General features: G+C 73.4%; 10 protein-coding genes. 7 read left to right on the top strand and 3 right to left on the bottom strand.

Going from position 1 to position 16,227, the window contains the following annotated elements:
* Positions 1–45 precede the first annotated feature (45 nt).
* On the bottom strand, positions 46–5,298 hold the full coding sequence (locus ACZ597_RS32875; RefSeq protein ID WP_471338525.1) for an amino acid adenylation domain-containing protein: 5,253 nt from the start codon (positions 5,296–5,298) through the stop codon (positions 46–48).
* A 253-nt stretch (positions 5,299–5,551) separates the two neighbouring features.
* Here ACZ597_RS32875 and ACZ597_RS32870 point away from each other — a divergent pair, with 253 nt between their 5' ends.
* Together ACZ597_RS32870 and ACZ597_RS32865 are read left to right on the top strand one after the other, a co-directional pair.
* Positions 5,552–6,976 carry a cytochrome P450 gene (locus tag ACZ597_RS32870; RefSeq protein ID WP_471338523.1) on the top strand — a complete coding sequence of 475 codons (1,425 nt, stop codon included), beginning with the start codon at positions 5,552–5,554 and terminating at the stop codon, positions 6,974–6,976.
* Between the two features lie 137 nt (positions 6,977–7,113).
* Positions 7,114–8,625, top strand: a complete 1,512-nt coding sequence (locus ACZ597_RS32865; protein WP_471338521.1) for an FAD-binding oxidoreductase — start codon at positions 7,114–7,116, stop codon at positions 8,623–8,625.
* A gap of 92 nt (positions 8,626–8,717) precedes the next feature.
* On the opposite strand, the gene ACZ597_RS32860 is transcribed toward ACZ597_RS32865, so the two are convergent.
* Complete coding sequence (locus tag ACZ597_RS32860; protein WP_471338519.1) at positions 8,718–8,948, bottom strand: ferredoxin; 231 nt, start codon at positions 8,946–8,948, stop codon at positions 8,718–8,720.
* Positions 8,949–8,951: 3 nt separating this feature from the next.
* Entirely contained in the window at positions 8,952–10,139 is a 1,188-nt protein-coding gene (locus ACZ597_RS32855) for a cytochrome P450 (protein WP_471338517.1), read from the bottom strand.
* 255 nt (positions 10,140–10,394) lie between these two features.
* Between ACZ597_RS32855 and ACZ597_RS32850 the strand changes: the two genes are divergently transcribed.
* The 5 genes from ACZ597_RS32850 to ACZ597_RS32830 all read left to right on the top strand — a co-directional run bounded on the left by ACZ597_RS32850 (position 10,395) and on the right by ACZ597_RS32830 (position 16,111).
* Positions 10,395–10,802 (top strand): pyridoxamine 5'-phosphate oxidase family protein, encoded by a 408-nt coding sequence (locus ACZ597_RS32850; protein WP_471338515.1) that lies wholly within the window; start codon positions 10,395–10,397, stop codon positions 10,800–10,802.
* Positions 10,799–11,281, top strand: a complete 483-nt coding sequence (locus tag ACZ597_RS32845; RefSeq protein ID WP_471338512.1) for a hypothetical protein — start codon at positions 10,799–10,801, stop codon at positions 11,279–11,281. Before ACZ597_RS32850 ends, ACZ597_RS32845 begins: the two co-directional genes overlap by 4 nt.
* 131 nt (positions 11,282–11,412) lie before the next feature.
* Positions 11,413–12,012, top strand: coding sequence for a class I SAM-dependent methyltransferase (locus ACZ597_RS32840; protein ID WP_471338509.1), 600 nt, complete (start codon positions 11,413–11,415; stop codon positions 12,010–12,012).
* A 56-nt stretch (positions 12,013–12,068) separates the two neighbouring features.
* Positions 12,069–13,580 (top strand): FAD-dependent monooxygenase, encoded by a 1,512-nt coding sequence (locus tag ACZ597_RS32835; protein ID WP_471338506.1) that lies wholly within the window; start codon positions 12,069–12,071, stop codon positions 13,578–13,580.
* 65 nt (positions 13,581–13,645) lie between these two features.
* Positions 13,646–16,111, top strand: a complete 2,466-nt coding sequence (locus ACZ597_RS32830; protein ID WP_471338503.1) for an excinuclease ABC subunit UvrA — start codon at positions 13,646–13,648, stop codon at positions 16,109–16,111.
* Positions 16,112–16,227 lie beyond the last annotated feature (116 nt).

Genomic DNA, 16,227 nt, shown 5'->3' with positions numbered 1-16,227 from the left:
CGTCTCGTCGGGCGGGCGTCGGGCGGTCCGGGCGGGGACGGCCCATCAGACGGTCCGGCCGTCGCCGGCCGCGGTGTACCTGCGGCGGTCCAGTCGGCGGACCGACCGGGGACCAGAGGGGTACTGGGGTGCCTCCGAGGCCAGCTCGCCCAGGAGCCGGGCCTGTTCGGCCACCGTCGTGTGCGTGCGCAGGGCGGTCAGCGGGAGCTGCACCGAGAACTCCTGGCCGATGAGGTGCGCGATCTTGCTCAGCATCAGCGAGTGGCCGCCGAGGTCGAAGAACTCGTCCGTCACCCCGATCTCGGTGACCGGCAGCGCCCGCGCCCAGCAGGCCGCGATCCGGCGCTCGGTGTCGTCGCGGGGGGCGATCCGGCCGCCCGCGACGAGCGGAACGGTGGCGAAGGAGGCGAGCCGGCCCCGGTCGAGCTTGCCGTGCCGGTTGCGCGGCAGCTCGTCGAGTACGGCGAACTCGACGGGGACCATGTAGCCGGGCAGCTCCTGGCCCAGGCGGCGGCGCACTCCGCGCAGCCAGGCGGCCGGGTCGCCCTCCAGCGGCCGGTCGGGCACGAGGTAGGCGGCCAGCCGGCGCTCGGTGCTCTGCCCGAGGGCCAGTACGGCGGCTTCGCGCACCGGTGCGACGGCGGACAGGGCCCGTTCCACGTCGCCCAGTTCGATGCGGAACCCGCGGACCTTGACCTGGTGGTCGGCCCGGCCGATGAACTCCAGCTGCCCGTCGGGACGCCAGCGGACCAGGTCGCCGGTGCGGTAGAGCCTGCGGCCGGGGTGCTCGGGGTCGGGCAGGAACCGGGCCGCGGTCATGCCGGGGCGTCCGGCGTAGCCGAGGGCCACGCCCGCGCCCCCGATGAGGAGTTCACCGGTGCCGCCGAGGGGGAGCGGGCGCAGGCCCGCGTCGACGACGCTGAGGGAGGTGCCGCCGACCGGCCGGCCGATCGGGACCGGGCCGCTCGTGTCCGGGCCCAGGTCCGCGTAGGTGGAGTAGGTCGTGGTCTCGCTGGGGCCGTACAGGTTGACCATGCGGACACCGGGCACGCGCTGGTGCACCGAGCGGACCAGTTCGGCGCCGAGCGGTTCGCCGGCCACGTTGACCACGCTCAGGTCGGCGGGGAGGGCGTCGTGTTCCAGCAGGCCGGCCACCGCCGACGGCACGGTGTTCAGCAGCGTGGCGCCGGCGGCGTGCGCCGGGGAGTCCAGCAGGTCCAGTACGCCGTCGAGCAGCCGTACCTCGCAGCCGTGCGCCAGGGGGGTGAACAGCTCGAAGACGGACAGGTCGAAGGTGGTGGGGGTGACGGCGAGGGTGCGCGCGAGGGCGTCGGTGCCGAATTCGGCACCCGCCCAGCGCACCAGGTTCACGGGTCCCCGGTGCGGGATCACCACGCCCTTGGGGCGGCCGGTGGATCCGGAGGTGAAGAGCAGGTAGGCCGGGTCGTCCGGGGTGACGGAGGGCTGCGGCACGACCGGGTCCGCGTCGCCTTCCGCGAGGACGGCGTCCACGTCCAGGGTGCGTACGGGGAAGAACTGCCCCCGGTCCACCGGGACCGACCCGACGAGGACGTGGCGGCAGCCCGCGTCCTCGACGACGGCGGCGATCCGGGCCGCGGGGGTCGCGGCGTCCAGCGGCAGGTAGGCGGCGCCGGAGCGGAGCACTCCGAGGAGGACGGCCGGCAGGTCCCTGCCGCGGGGCATCAGGACACCGACGGTGGAGCCCGGGCCGGCGCCCTCCGCGGCGAGCGCCGCCGCCACGACGGCCGAGCGGTGCGCGAGTTCGCCGTAGCTGAGGCTGCCGTCCCCGGCGACGACCGCGGTACGTCCGGGGTGGCGCCGGGCGGTGGAGAGCACCAGCTCGTGCAGGGTGCCCTCGCCGTCCTCGGGCACGGGGGACAGCGACCACTCGCGTATCCGGGCGGCCTGCTCCCGGCCGACCGCGGAGGTCTCGGCGAGCGGGCGCTCCGCGTCCTCGGCCACCGAGTCGGCGATGGCGAGGAACGCGTCGGCGAACTGTCCGGCGAGCCAGCCGGCGTAGCGCGAGGGGTCGACCTCGACGCGGCCGCTGAGCGTGCCGTCCGTCTCGCTGAGCAGCGTGGTGAGCCCGAACGGGCCGATGCTGGGCGGGACCACGGCGACGCCGAGCTCGACACCGCCGAGCCGGACCCCGCCGCCGAGCAGGCCGGCGCCGACGCCGGGCGGGGCGCCCGGGGTGTCCTGCTGGAGCAGCAGGGCGGCGTCGGGGGCGGGTACCTCGGGGCCGCCGCGGGCCGCGGACAGGGCGACCAGCTCGGGGTAGCCGACGGTGCGGTGGGCGAGTGCGCCGCGCAGCGCGCCGGACGCCCGTCCGACCAGGTCGCGGACGCTCCCGGTGGTCGTCTCGACCGGCAGGGTGACGGTGGAGACGAGGTAGTCGACGGCGCGGTGGGTCGCGGATCCGCGGCCGTGGAGCGGCACCGCGACGGGGACCCGGTCCGCGCCGGTGAGCCGGGCCAGGGTCAGCGACTGCACGGCGAGCAGCACCGCGTACAGGGTGACTCCGCACTCCTTCGCCAGTGCGGTCAGGGCGGCGGTGCGCCGGGCGTCCAGGGTGAGCGGGGCGTGGGCCGCGAGCCTGGCCCGGCCGGCCGGGACGACCTGTGCGGGGGTGTCCGAGGGCGGCAGCTGGAGGGGGGCGACCCCGTCTTCGAGCAGCCCCTGCCAGAAGTTCCAGGCGCGGTCCAGCCGCCGCTCGTCCGGACCCTCGTGGGCGGCCTGCGGGGCGGGCGGCAGGGATGCCGCCGCGGCCGCCGGGTCACCCGAGGCCAGCAGGTGGGCGAGTTCGGCCGCGAGGACGCCGATGGACCACAGGTCGGCGATCGCGTGGTGGACGGTGATCACCAGGTGGGCGGGGGCGTCGTCGGCGAGGACTACCTCGGCCTGGAAGAGCGGGCCTTCGGCGAGGTCGGGCACCCGGCGACAGCGCTCGGCGAGGGCGTCGGCGAGCTCGGACGCCCCGATCGCTCCGAGCCGGGTGAGGGTGCAGTACCTGCCCCAGGGCTGCGCCGCCGGGGCGGGGGTGTCCGCCGGATCGACGACGCGCGTCCAGTGCTCGCCGTTCCGAACCAGCCGTGTGCGCAGCGCCGGGTGGCGGGCCACCAGGGCGGACAGGCCGTGGGCGACGTCCTGCGGGGCCGCGGCCCCGGGCAGGGCGAAGGCGATGCCGAGGACGAGGCCGGGGGCGGCCGGGTCGAGTTCCTGGAGCAGGCACAGTGCTTCCTGGCGCGCGCTCGCGGGGGACTCGGCCGGGGCGGGGGAACCGCTGTCGTCGGCGGGTGCGGACAGGGGGCGGGCGGAGCGGATGAGTGCGGCGAGCGCCTCGGCGTCGACGCCGGCCAGGATGTCGGTGACCGGTACCGACACCTTGAAGGCCTGCGTGGCCTCCCCGGCGAGCTGGGCGGCGCGGAGCGAGTCGAGGGAGTGCGTCGTGCCGCCCCGGCCGCCGTAGTGCGCGATGACGGTCGCGGCCAGCTCCACGATCAGGTCGCCGGAGCCGGCGGCGGGGGAGGTGCGCCGCGCGGCGGTGGGGGCCGCCGTGCCGGGGGCCTCGTCCGCCGTGTCGCACAGGATGGTGGCGAGCGATCCCTCCAGGTGGGCGGCCCGTGCGGCGGAGCGCTGCACCTTGCCGCTGGAGGTCTTCGGCAGGGTCGAGGGACGGATCAGGTGGACGCTCCGTACGGGGGCGGAGTGGGCCCGGGTGACGGCGGCCCGTACCTCCTGGGCGATCCGGCGGGCCTGCCCGGCGTCGTCCGCGGCCTCGGGCCGCAGCTCCGCCACCACGAGGATCTCCTCGCTCCCGTCCGGCCCCGGTACGCCCGCGGCCGCGACGCAGCCCTTGCGTATGCCGGGGTCGGTGGCCTGCACGGTCCGTTCCACGTCCTGCGGGTGGAGGTTGCGGCCGCGGACGACGATCACGTCCTTGATCCGCGCGACCGGTACCAGCTCGCCGTCCTCGGTGAGGAAGCCGAGGTCGCCGGTGCGCATCCAGTCGCGGGGCGATCCGGGCAGGGACGTGCCGAAGACGCGCGTGGTCTCCTCGGGGTCCTCGAAGTAGCCCTCGGCCACGCCGTCCGACGCCACGAGCACTTCGCCGATCTCTCCGTGCCCGGCGGGCGTGCCGGTGGCGGGGTCGACGATCCGCACCTCGGTGCCGGCCACCGCGGGTCCGCTGGAGACCAGTTCGGTGGCGGCCGCGCCGTCGCGGGCGGGCTCCACCCGGCCGAGTGCGAGCGCCTCGGCGTCGAGCCGGTGCGTGCGCAGTCCCGCGCCGGGCCGGCCGCCGCTGACGATCAGTGTGGCCTCGGCGAGGCCGTAGCAGGGCAGGAAGACGTCCGGGCTCAGTCCGGCCGGGGCGAAGCGCTCCGCGAAGGCCCGCAGGGTCGCCGCGTCCACCGGTTCGGCCCCGGAGAAGGCGACCTGCAGTCCGCTGAGGTCGAGGGAGGCCACGTCCTCGTCGCGGGCGCGGCGGGTGGCCAGCGCGTACCCGAAGTTCGGAGCCCCGGTGTGGGTGGCGCCGGTCTCGGAGACGAGCCGCAGCCAGGCCATCGGGTCGGAGACGAAGGACAGGGGGGAGAGCAGGTGGATGGGGAAGCCGGTGACGAGCGGGGTGAGCACTCCCCCGACGAGTCCCATGTCGTGGTACGGCGGCAGCCACAGGGCGCCGGTGCTCGACGGGCCGAGGCCGAACCGGTCCGTGATGGCGTCGACGTTGGAGAGCAGGTTGCGGTGCGATACGAGCACTCCGCGCGGGGTGCCGGTCGAGCCCGAGGTGAACTGGATGAACAGGGGCTGCTCGGGGCTGACCGCGGGGGCCCGCCAGTCGTCCTCCGCGCCGGCCGGGACGCTGGTGTCCACGAGCCGCTCGGGGCGCACCTCGGGGAGGCGCTCCGCGAAGAGCTGCCGCAGCGGCTCCAGCAGCCCGGGTTCGGTCAGCAGGGTGGCGTCCGGCAGCTTCGCGAGGATCGCGCCCAGCCGGGCGAAGTCCCGCCGGACGTCCGCGGGGTTGGGCGGGTAGACGGGCGCGGCCGGGAGGCCGGCGTAGGCGGTGGCGAGGAAGCCCTTGAGGTAGTCCGGGCCGGGCTGCATCAGCAGCAGCACGGGGCCTTCGGCCACCTCGCGCAGCTTGACGGCGAGCGCCCTGGCCTCGCGGTCCAGTTCCTGGCGGGTGAAGCGGACTTCCTGCGCGAGCCCGATCGCGGGCTGGGCGGGGAAGACCGCTGCGGTCGCCGCCGGATCCGCCTCGCAGACCGCACGCATGACGTCGAGGGCAGTGTCGCGCCCCGTCCTCGCCTGCATTCCGTCCCCATCTCTCTCTGCCGGCATTCGCCCTCGGAGCAGAAGTTAGACGGGTGCGGAGGCAGTTGCCGAAATTCTTTCCAAACCATGATGGATTTAGGAAAGAAGGCGACGAGCAACATCTTGCAGAATTCTTTCCGCCGTGCCGGTGGGCTGTTCGTTCTCGGGTAGCAAGGAAACTCGTCACACTGCCGTCCCCAGAGGAGAAACCACCGTGCCCGGAAGCTCTGTCGCGCAGAATCCAGCGGCCCGACTGGCCGGCCCGGCCGACCCTCTGGGGCTGCGCAGGCTCTCGGCCGGGCTGAGCCTGCTCAGGCGCCCCCTGCCCTTTCTTCAGGAGCTGGAGGGCAGTTACGGCGCCGTGTGCGCGATGCCCGGCCGCCGCCCCCGCACGGTGTTCGCCTTCGGTCCCGAGCAGGCCCGCCAGGTGCTCACCGGAAAGTCCTTCGTGTCCGACTCGTTCCGGCACCTGCGGCTGCCGCCCGGCTCGCCGATGATGCTGCTGACCAGCGGTCTGCTGCGGCTGAACGGCACCATCCACCGCAAGCACCGGCAGGCCATGCAGCACGCCTTCTCGCCCCGCCACGTGGCCGTCTACACGGACACCATCGTGCGCTTCGCCGACGACATGCTCGACCGGTGGCGGCCGGGCGGCTCGGTGGACCTGCACGAGGAGCTCGCCCGGCTGGTGACGCGGATCTCGCTGGCCACGATGGCCGGCGTGCAGGACGAGGAGTCCGCCCGCCGTCTGAACGACAAGATGGTGCAGCTCGCGGCGGCGGCCGGCCACCCCCTGACCGCGGTGCTGCAGGCCCCGCTGCCCGGTACGCCGTTCCGCCGCATGACCCGGATCGCGGGGGAGATCGAGGACATTCTGCGGGCGCTGATCGCCGCACGGCGCTCCGGCGAGGCCGCGCCCGACCTGCTGAGCAAGCTGACCGTGCCCGACGGGGAGCGGACGGAGGAGCTCAGCGACGACGAGCTGCTGGGCGAGGCGTACACGGCCCTGTGCCACGACAGCGTCGCCTCCTCGCTGTTCTGGACCCTGCTCCTGCTCGACCAGCACCGCGAGTGGTGGGAGAAGCTGCGCGCCGAGGTGGCCGAGATCGCCGGTGACGCGGCGCCGGGGCCGGACGTCCTGGCCCGGATGCCGGTGCTGGACCACGTCGTCAAGGAGAGCGTGCGGCTCATGCCGCCCGCCGGCTTCGGCGTCCGCTACGCGCAGGAGGGCGCCGAGATCGACGGCCACGCGATCCCCGAGGGCGCGATGGCGATCTTCAGTTCCTTCGTGACCCACCGCGACGCCGGGGTCTTCCCCGAGCCGCTGCGGTTCCTCCCCGAGCGCTGGGAGACCGCGCAGCCCGCGCAGCACGAGTACTTCCCGTTCGGCCTGGGACAGCACAACTGCATCGGGCGCAACCTCGCCCTGCTGGAGAGCAAGCTGGTGCTCACCCGCATCATGCAGCGCGCCCCCGTCGTGCTGCCGGCGGGCACCGAGGTCAACCCGGTCGTCCGGATCTCCACCGTCCCCGACGGCCATGTCCGGGCGGTGGTCGTGGCACCGGACGGCCAGGCCCCGCAGGTCAGCCGAGTCACCGGTTCGATCAACGAGATCGTCTCGCTGCCCGGCCGGCCCTGAACCGCCTCCGCGTGCGGACGCACGCGTGGCCGAAAGCTTTCGGACTTCTGACATCTCCGCCGTACGGCGCAACCGCAGTCACCACACTCTGGGCCGACACCACCCTGCAAGACGCAGCCCGGACAAGGGAGATCTGTATGAGACGCCGCGCCTTCCTCGGAGCCGGAGCAGCCTCGGCGGCGGGCCTGCTCCTGCCCGCCACCGCCGCATCGGCCGGGGGACCGCCGTGGGCCGCCCTGCAGCGGGGCATCGACGGCACCGTGGTGCTGCCGGGAGACCAGCAGTACGACAGCGTCCGGACACTGGCACTGCGCCAGTTCGACTCGATCAAGCCCCAGGCCGTGGTGCGCTGCAAGACCGCCGAGGACGTCGCCGAGGCCGTGCGGTTCGCCGCGCGGCACCGCGTCCAGGCCGTGGCCCGCAGCGGCGGCCACTCCTTCGCCGGCTACTCCACGACGACCGGCATGGTCATCGACGTGTCCCCGATGAACGGCCTGCGGCTGGCCGGCCCGGTCGCCCGGGTCGGTCCCGGCTGCCAGCTCATCGACCTGGAGGAGGGGCTCGCCCCCCACGGCGTCGCCGTGCCGACCGGCTGGTGCCCCACCGTCGCCATCGGCGGTCTCGCCCTCGGCGGCGGGCTGGGCTTCCTCACCCGCATGTACGGGGTCGCGAGCGACCGGATGCGCCGGGCACAGGTGGTCCTCGCGGACGGACGCATCGTGGAGAGCGGGGCCCACCACCACGAGGACCTGTTCTGGGCGCTGCGCGGCGGGGGCGGCGGCAATTTCGGGATCGTCACCGAGTACGACTTCGACCCCGTACCCGCCCCGGACATGACCAGCTTCACGCTCACCTGGCACTGGGCCTCCGCCGCCGCGGTGCTGGCGGCCTGGCAGCGCTGGACCGCGGACGCCCCGGACGAGCTCACGCCGCTGCTGAACATCTCGACGTACGGCGACGACCCCGCCGCCGAGCCCGGTGTGACGGTGTCCGGCGTCTGGCTCGGTTCGCCGCAGGAGCTCGACGCGGTGCTGGGCCGGCTGACCGCCGCCGTGGGAACCGACCCCGTGACGAGCGACCGGCGTACGGACTCGTACCGCCTCGGCATGCGCCACTGGTTCGGCTGCGACGACCTGGAGCCGGCCGCCTGCCACCGGATCGGCCACAACCCCCAGGCCCAGCTGGCCCGCTTCGGATTCGCCCTGGCGCGCGGCAACTTCTTCGACAGGCCGCTCGACGCGGCGGGCATCGCCGCGGTCCTGGGGGTCTTCTCGGCCGCCCGCCACGCCAACGAGGCCCGCAGCTTCGACCTCCAGGGGCTGGGCGGGGCGCACAACCGCGTCTCTCCCACCGCCACCGCCTACGTCCACCGCAGCGCCCTGTTCTACGCCGGCTGGTCCGTGGGCATCGACGTCCCCGAGGGCGAGGTCCTCGACGCGGTCCGGCGGCGGGCGTGCCAGGAGTGGATCGACGCCGCCTACGCGCGCACGCACCCCTGGTCGTCCGGCCACGCGTACCAGAACTACATCGACCCGGACCTGACCGACTGGCGCCGGGCGTACTACGGCGTCAACTACGAGCGGCTGACCGCCGTGAAGCGCGCCTACGACCCCAAGGGGTTCTTCCGCTTCGCCCAGTCGATCGCGTGAACCGACTGCCGGAGGGCGGTGGACAGGACCTGTCCACCGCCCTCCGGCAGTTCGTGCCCGCGCGCGCCGTGCGCACGCGGTCCGGCCCCGGTCTAACCGGCGACCGGCTTCCCGGTGTCCAGGTCCGTGAGGGCGATCGCCTCGGCCGGGCAGAACTCGGCCGCCTCCAGCAGCCGCCCGTCCGGCGCCGACCGGTCCTTCAGCGCCACGGCCTTGTCGTCACGGGAACCGAAGACCTTCGGCGCCAGCGACTGGCACAGCCCTGACATCAGACAGGCACCGCTGTCGACCCGTACGCCCCACTCGCCCTCCTGCGCGCCCACCCGCTACCACCTCACCGGGAGGGACTCGACGCCGCGCAGCACGACCCCCGCCTTCCAGCGGAGTTCGCCGTCCGGGACGGCCTGGCGCAGGTCGGGGAAGCGCCGCAGCAGCGAGCGCAGGGCCGTGACCAGCTCCAGCCGCGCCAGCTGGGCACCCACGCAGTGGTGCGACCCGTGGCTGAAGGCGAGGTGCGGGTTGTGCTCCCGGCTCACGTCGAGCCGCTGCGGGTCGTCGAAGACCTCGGGGTCGCGGTTCGCGGAGTTCATCGACGGCACCACCGTCTCGCCCGCCCGGATCAGCACCCCGCCCAGGGTCAGGTCCTCGCGCGCCACCGCCGGCTGGTCCACGGCGAGCAGCGGCACGAAGCGCAGCAGCTCCTCGACCGCGTTCGGTACGAGCTCGGGCCGGTTGCGCAGCAGCTCCAGCTGGTCGGGGTTGCGCAGCAGGAGGTACAGGAAGTTGGCGAGCTGGGAGGCCGTGGTCTCCATGCCGGCGACGAGCAGCCCGAAGGTCATCTCGATGAGTTCCTTCGAGGACAGCCGGTCGTCCTCGTCGCGCGCCCGGATGAGGGCGGTGAAGAGGTCGTCCGTCGGCTCCGCCTGGCGCTTCTCGATGAGCTCGGTGAAGTACACGTGGAGGTCGCCGACGGCCTGGCGGATCTCGTCCGGGGTCTTGGCCGTGGTGGAGACGACGGCGTCGAAGAACGGCATGAACCGGTCGCGGTCCTCGTACGGGACCCCCATGAACTCGCAGATCGAGATGCCGGGCAGCGGCCAGGAGAAGTCGGCGTAGATGTCGGCCGGGCCGCCCTTGGCCTCCATCGTGTCGAGCAGTTCGTCGACGATCGCCTGCACGCGCGGCTCGAACTCCTGGACCCGGCGGGCGGTGAACGCCTTGGCGACCAGCCTGCGCAGCCGCGTCTGCTCCGGCGGGTCCATGATGCCGATGCCCTCGACCACCGGCTCGGGGAAGAAGCGCGGCCGGTCGGCCTCGGTCTGCAGCTGACGGCTGAACCTCGGGTCGGCGAGCACCTCCTTCACATCGGCCATGCGGGTCACCAGCCACGCCTCGCCGCCGTACGGCATGGTCACCCTGGATATCGGCTCCTCCACCCGCAGCCTGGCGAATTCGGCGGCCTCTTCCAAATCCTTCGCGGGGAAGGGATAGCTCGGTGCAGTCGTCGATGTCATGCCCCTTCTCTAGCACCGGCGGACCCCGCGGACCGGATTTCTTTCCATGACCTGTCAGCGGTCGACTCGGGCTCCAATACGAGCCATTGACCGGCCGGGAACGGACTGGTAGCCATGTCCCCGACCTCAGCGCGACAGGCAACATTCAGACAAATACGAGGAATCATGCCAGCCACACTCTCCGGCGACGTGAACCGTGTCCTGCGCCGTGTCCTAGCCTGCGAATTCTCCACCCTGTCCGGGAGCAGCCGTCCGGTGACATGGCCCATGGCCTTCCTGTGGAAGCCGGAGAAGAACGAATTCGTCCTCAGCTCCAGCATCTCCGTCGCCCGCAAGGCCGAGCACATCAACCGCGACGACAGGGTCTCCCTGCTCATGTCCGACTTCACCGGCAGCGCCCTGCCCGCCAGTGCCCCGGCCGTCCTGGTCCAGGGCCGGGCCACCGCCCCGGAGGAGATCCTCACGGTCGAGGGCCTGGAGGACTTCTGGGCGGAGCTGTTCCGCAAGCGGCCGGCCGGCGCGCTCGAAGCGCTCGACCCCGAGGTGCGCGAGCAGTTCCACCCCAGCTTCTACTGGCGACTGCGCATCACCGTGACCCCGGAGAAGATCTGGGCCTTCCGCAAGGACGCCATGGGCGCGACCGCTCTGGAGCGTGTCGCATGAGCGTCTGGAACCGGCTCGACGGCTACCTGCACCTGTTCAGCACTCCGGTGCTGTCCTTCCAGGACACCGAGGGCTTCCCCTTCAGCCTGCGCTGCCGGCCCCGGCAGGACCGGGAGACGGGGGTCATGACGGTGCGGCTCCCCGACGGCGTCCCGGCCGCGGCGGGCCCCGCCTGGCTGCTGTGGCACAGCCACGACGACGAGTTCGGCTCCCTTCAGGCCCTGGCCGTACGCGGCGACCTGGCCCCGCACGGAGAGGAGTGGTCCTTCAGCCCCCAGCGGGTGCTGCCCGGCCCCGGTCTCGGGCCCGACGGCTGGTCGGGTGTCGTGGAGAGGATCGAAAGGGACACGGCACGGTTCCTGGAGAGCCGGAGCCTGACCCCGCCCCGGGACATCGACTGGGCGGCGCTCGAAGACATCGCCAGGAAGGCCCGCGCGGACAACGAGGAACGTGCCCGGGCCTGGGCCGAGCTGCCCTGACGCCGGCACGCGGCGCCGTACGGACGCCGCCCCGAGATCCTTTCAGCGAACTGTCCCCGCTCCGCACGGCGCCGTCCCGCGGACCTAGCCTCGGGATCCTCATCGGCACCGAGCAACGCTGGAGCGGACTCATGGCAGATCCCGGGCACGTCGACACGTTCAACCGGATCGCCCCGCGCTACGACGCCAAGTTCGGCAAGGACTGCGAGACCGCCCACGACGCCGTCCTCGACTGGGCGGAGCGGGCGGAGCTGCGGCCGCAGGCGGTCCTCGACATCGGCTGCGGCACCGGGAAGCTGCTCGAAGCGGTGGCGGCCCGCTGGCCCGAGGCCCGCCTGCACGGCATCGACCCCGCCGAGCGCATGGTGGAGATCGCCCTCGGACGGCTTCCCGGCGCGGACCTGGCCGTCGGCCACGCCGAACGGCTGCCCCTGCCCGACACGAGCGTCGACCTGGTGGTGAGCACCACGTCCTTCGGCCACTGGACGGACGCGGCGGCCGGGCTGCGCGAGGTCCACAGGGTGCTCCGCCCCGGCGGATCCGTGCTGATCGCCGAGCACGCGCCGCCCGGCCTCCTGCTCACGCTGGTGCTCAAGGCGCTGGGGCGGCTCCCCCGGCTGTACGACGCCGCCGGAATGCGTGCCCTGGCCGGGGCGGCCGGGCTCCGGGCCGAGCGCGTGGAGACCGTCCCGGGGACGTTCGTCGTCACCCACGCGACCCGCAACGGCTGATCCGGGCGCCGCCCGCAGCCGCTGCGCCCAGACCGAGTTGGACCAAGGAGAGTCTCATGCCCAGTTCCCCGTCCGTGCTCATCGTCGGCGCGGGGCCGACCGGTCTCGCCCTCGCCGCCGAGCTCTCCACGGCCGGGATCGCCTGCCGGGTGCTCGACAAGCGGACCAGCCCGTCGCCGCATTCCCGGGCCTTCGGGCTGCTGCCCCGCACCCTGGAGCTGCTCGACATGCGCGGCCGTGCCGAGTCGTTCGTGGCGCAGGGGCTGCCGTGGGCGCACGCGGCGCTCGGCGACGGCAAGCGCTGGCTGGACTACCGCCGGGTCGACAGCCCGTTCCCGTACATGCTCGTCATCCCGCAGAGCCGCACCGAGGAGCAGCTGACCGCCTGGGCCCTGGAGTCCGGCGCCGTGATCGAGCGCGGGGTGGCCGTCACCGGCCTGCGCCAGCACGAGCACGGCGTGGACGTCGAGGTGGAGGGGCCCGACGGGCCGCGCACCGAGCAGGCCGACTTCGTGGTGGGCTGCGACGGGGTGCACAGTACGGTGCGGCAGCTGGCCGGCATCTCCTTCCAGGGCTCCTCCTACGACAGTTCGCTGATCGTCGCCGACGTGCGGCTGGCCACGCCTCCGGACCCGCAGGTGTACGCGCGTACCGGCAAGCGCGGCATGGTGGTCTTCTTCCCGTTCGGCGACGGCACGTTCCGGCTCATCGCGCTCGACCACGCGCGGATGGCGGCACCGGTGGACGAGCCGGTGACGGTCGAGGAGCTCCGGGAGAGCTGCCAGGCGATCCTCGGTACGGACTTCGGGCTCCACGACCCCCTGTGGATGTCGCGGTTCCGCAGCGACCAGCGGCTCAGCGACCGCTACCGCCTCGGCCGGGTGTTCCTGGCCGGCGACGCGGCGCACACCCACATCCCCTCCGGCGGGCAGGGCCTCCAGACCGGGATCCAGGACGCCGTGAACCTCGGCTGGAAGCTGGCCGCCCATCTGCGGGGGTGGGCCCCGGCACATCTGCTGGACACCTACCAGCGCGAGCGCCGTCCCATCGCCGCAGCGACCCTGCGCCGGACGGACATGGTCTACAAGTTCGAGGTGTCGAACTCCCCGGGAGCCCGGCTGCTGCGCGGCATCACCACCCGCGCGATGGGGCTGCCGCCCGTCCAGAACACCGTCCTGGAGCAGCTCTCCGGACTCACCCTGCGCTACCCGCCGGCAGCCGGTGCTCCGGGCGCCAAGCCGCACAGGACGGTCGGCCGGCGGCTGCCGGACGCCGCGCTGCGACCGCGCGACGGCGTGGGCGCGGACAGCCGGCTGTACGGCCACTTCCGGCGGGGCGCCTTCGTCCTGCTGGACCAGTCCCACGGCGGCTTCTGCGCGGGGGTGGCCGAGGACGGCTGGAAGGACCGCGTCACCACCGTCCGCGCGGTGTCCGACAGGACGGACCTGCCCGAGGCGGTACTGGTACGGCCCGACGGATACGTAGCCTGGGCCGGTCATGCGGGGGACACGCCCTCCCTGCGGGTCGCACTGCGCCACTGGTGCGGCGATCCGGCGCCGGACGCGTGATCTGATCTTCGACAGGCCCCTTGACCGGGGCCTGTCGCCGTATAACCCGAACTTTTGGGAGCACCATGCCGAAAAGCTCATTCCCTGACAGCGGCACGTCGTGGATCAGGGTGGTCCGCGCCCGGACCCACAACCTCAAGGACGTCACCGTGGACATCCCCCGCGGTGGCATCGTGGCGTTCACCGGTGTCAGCGGCAGCGGCAAGACCTCGCTGGCGATCGACACCGTGCACGCCGAGGCGCAGTTGCAGTACCTGGAGGGCCTCTCCCCCTTCGTCCGCCAGTACATCACCCCCAAGGACCGCCCCCAGGTCGACCGGATCGACGGCCTGAGCGCCACGCTCGCGGTCGACCAGCGCCGCCTGAACCGCAACTCGCGCTCCACGGTCGCCACGATGACCGGCATCGACGCCTACCTCGGGCTGCTCTACTCGCGGCTGCCGGCGGTATCCGGCGGCGGTGCGGAGCTGTCCAGCGGCCACTTCAGCCGCCACAGCCCGGAGGGAGCCTGCCGTTCCTGCCACGGCGCGGGCGGCACCCCGCAGGCGGACGCCTCGCTGATCGTCACCCAGCCCGGTCTTCCGCTGCTGGAAGGCGGATCGCCGTGGTTCGACAAACTCCGCTCGCCGGAGCAGGTGGCCGTCCCGTTCCTGGCCGAGAAGTACGGAGCGGACCTGTCGCTGCCCTGGCGGGAGCTGCCCGAGCCGTTCCGGAACGCCCTGCTGTACGGAACGGGCACGGAACCGGTGAGCGTCAGCGTCCAGGTCCCCAACAAGAACTCCGATGCCGAGGTCGTCTACCAGCTGAACCAGCCCCTGCGCGGCGCGCTCGCGGAGGTCGAGCGGCTGTTCGCCGCCGCCGGCACCGAGAACGCCAAACAGCGGTACCTGCCGTACATGCGCCAGGTGCCCTGCCCGGAGTGCGGCGGCAGCGGCTACGGGGAGGCCGCCCGTACGGTGTCCCTGGCGGGGGTGACCTACCAGGAGCTGTCGGCCCTGAGGGTGCACGAGGTGCAGGCGTGGGCGGCCGAACTCGGCGGGCTCCTCAGCGGTGTCCAGCGGGAGATCGGCGAGGCGCTGCTGCCCGAGGTCACGAACCGGCTGAGGCTGCTCGACCGGCTGGGCCTGGCCCACCTCGAACTCGCCCGCACCGCGCCCACGCTCTCCGGCGGCGAGCTCCAGCGCGCCCGTACGGCCGCGCAGCTGAGCACGTCGCTGACCAACATCGTCTTCGTGCTCGACGAGCTGGGATCCGGGCTGCACCCGGCGGACAAGGAGAAGCTGCGGGACATCCTGGAGGGGCTGCGGGACTCGGGGAACACGGTGCTGCTCGTGGAGCACGACCCCGATGTCGTGGCGCAGGCCGACTGGGTGATCGATCTCGGCCCGGGGGCCGGCCGCGCCGGCGGCGAGGTGATCTTCTCCGGGCCGCCGCACGAACTCGCCACGGCTTCCGGCTCGGTGACCGGCCGCTACCTGGACCGCAGCCTGCCGCGGATCACCCGTGCCCGGACCGGCCGGGGCAGCGGCAACTGGCTGGCCCTGAAGGACATCCGGGTCCACACCGTACGCGTGGACGAGCTCCGCGTCCCGCTGAACACCCTGACCTGCTTCACCGGGGTCAGCGGCAGCGGCAAGAGCAGCCTGCTGGGCCACGCCGTGGCCCCGGCCCTCACCGCCGCCCTGGCGGGGGACCCCCATCCCGCGGTCGCCGGGGTCAGCGGGATCGACGCCGTCGCCTGGGTGGACTGCGTCGACCAGAGCCCGATCGGCCGCACCCCGCGTTCCAACCCGGCCACCTACAGCAAGGCGTTCGACGCGATCCGCAAGCTCTACGGGGCCACGGACCGGGCCCGCTCGCTGGGTCTGGGCGCGTCCGCCTTCTCCTTCAACGCCGCCGCGGGGCGCTGCGAGGCGTGCACCGGCTACGGCAAGAAGCTGGTGGACATGCACTTCCTGCCGGACGTGTGGGCGACCTGTGACGTGTGCGAAGGCCGCCGCTTCACCCCCGAGGTCCTCTCGGTCACCTACCGCGGCCTGGCCGTCGACCAGGTCCTGGACCTGACCGTCGACGAGGCGGCGGAGTTCTTCCGCGAGCCGCGCGGGCTGACCGCCGTCCTGGGAGCGCTCCGGCAGGTGGGGCTCGGGTATCTCCAGCTGGGCCAGAGCGCCACCGAACTGTCGGGCGGCGAGGCTCAGCGGCTGAAGCTGGCCGATGCGATACGGCGGGGCACCACCGGCGGGCGCGGTGGCGTGGTGGTGCTGGACGAGCCGCTGACCGGGCTGCACCCGGCCGACGTCCAGCGCATGGTGGGCGCCTTCGACGCCCTGCTGGCCGCGGGGCACACCGTACTGGTGGCCGAGCACGACCTGCACCTGGCGGACTGCGCGGACTGGCTGGTCGACATGGGGCCGGGGGCCGGTGAGCACGGCGGGCGCGTCGTCGCGGCCGGCACCCCCGCCGAGGTACGGGCCTCCGGCACGGCGACGGCGGACCACCTGCGCCGGCTGGTGGGCGACCGGCGCGGCTGACGGGGCACGGACGCGGGAGCGGTCAGGGGGGGGTGGGTGTTCGGGTGCTTCCTCGGCTACCGTCCGCTCTGGGGGGGCTGTGGTCCTAGGCTGATGGCCCTTCCTCGTCGCCAACT

Source organism: Streptomyces sp. NPDC040718, from assembly GCF_055593565.1.
Note: the sequence above shows the minus strand (reverse complement) of the source record. Positions and strands in the feature narration are given on the sequence as shown.

Coding starts and splice junctions, on each gene's coding strand:
- ACZ597_RS32875 (WP_471338525.1), bottom strand. CDS start 5,298: ATGCGTGCGGTCTGCGAGGCGGATCCGGCGGCGACCGCAGCGGTCTTC.
- ACZ597_RS32865 (WP_471338521.1), top strand. CDS start 7,114: ATGAGACGCCGCGCCTTCCTCGGAGCCGGAGCAGCCTCGGCGGCGGGC.
- ACZ597_RS32855 (WP_471338517.1), bottom strand. CDS start 10,139: ATGACATCGACGACTGCACCGAGCTATCCCTTCCCCGCGAAGGATTTG.
- ACZ597_RS32845 (WP_471338512.1), top strand. CDS start 10,799: ATGAGCGTCTGGAACCGGCTCGACGGCTACCTGCACCTGTTCAGCACT.
- ACZ597_RS32840 (WP_471338509.1), top strand. CDS start 11,413: ATGGCAGATCCCGGGCACGTCGACACGTTCAACCGGATCGCCCCGCGC.
- ACZ597_RS32835 (WP_471338506.1), top strand. CDS start 12,069: ATGCCCAGTTCCCCGTCCGTGCTCATCGTCGGCGCGGGGCCGACCGGT.
- ACZ597_RS32830 (WP_471338503.1), top strand. CDS start 13,646: ATGCCGAAAAGCTCATTCCCTGACAGCGGCACGTCGTGGATCAGGGTG.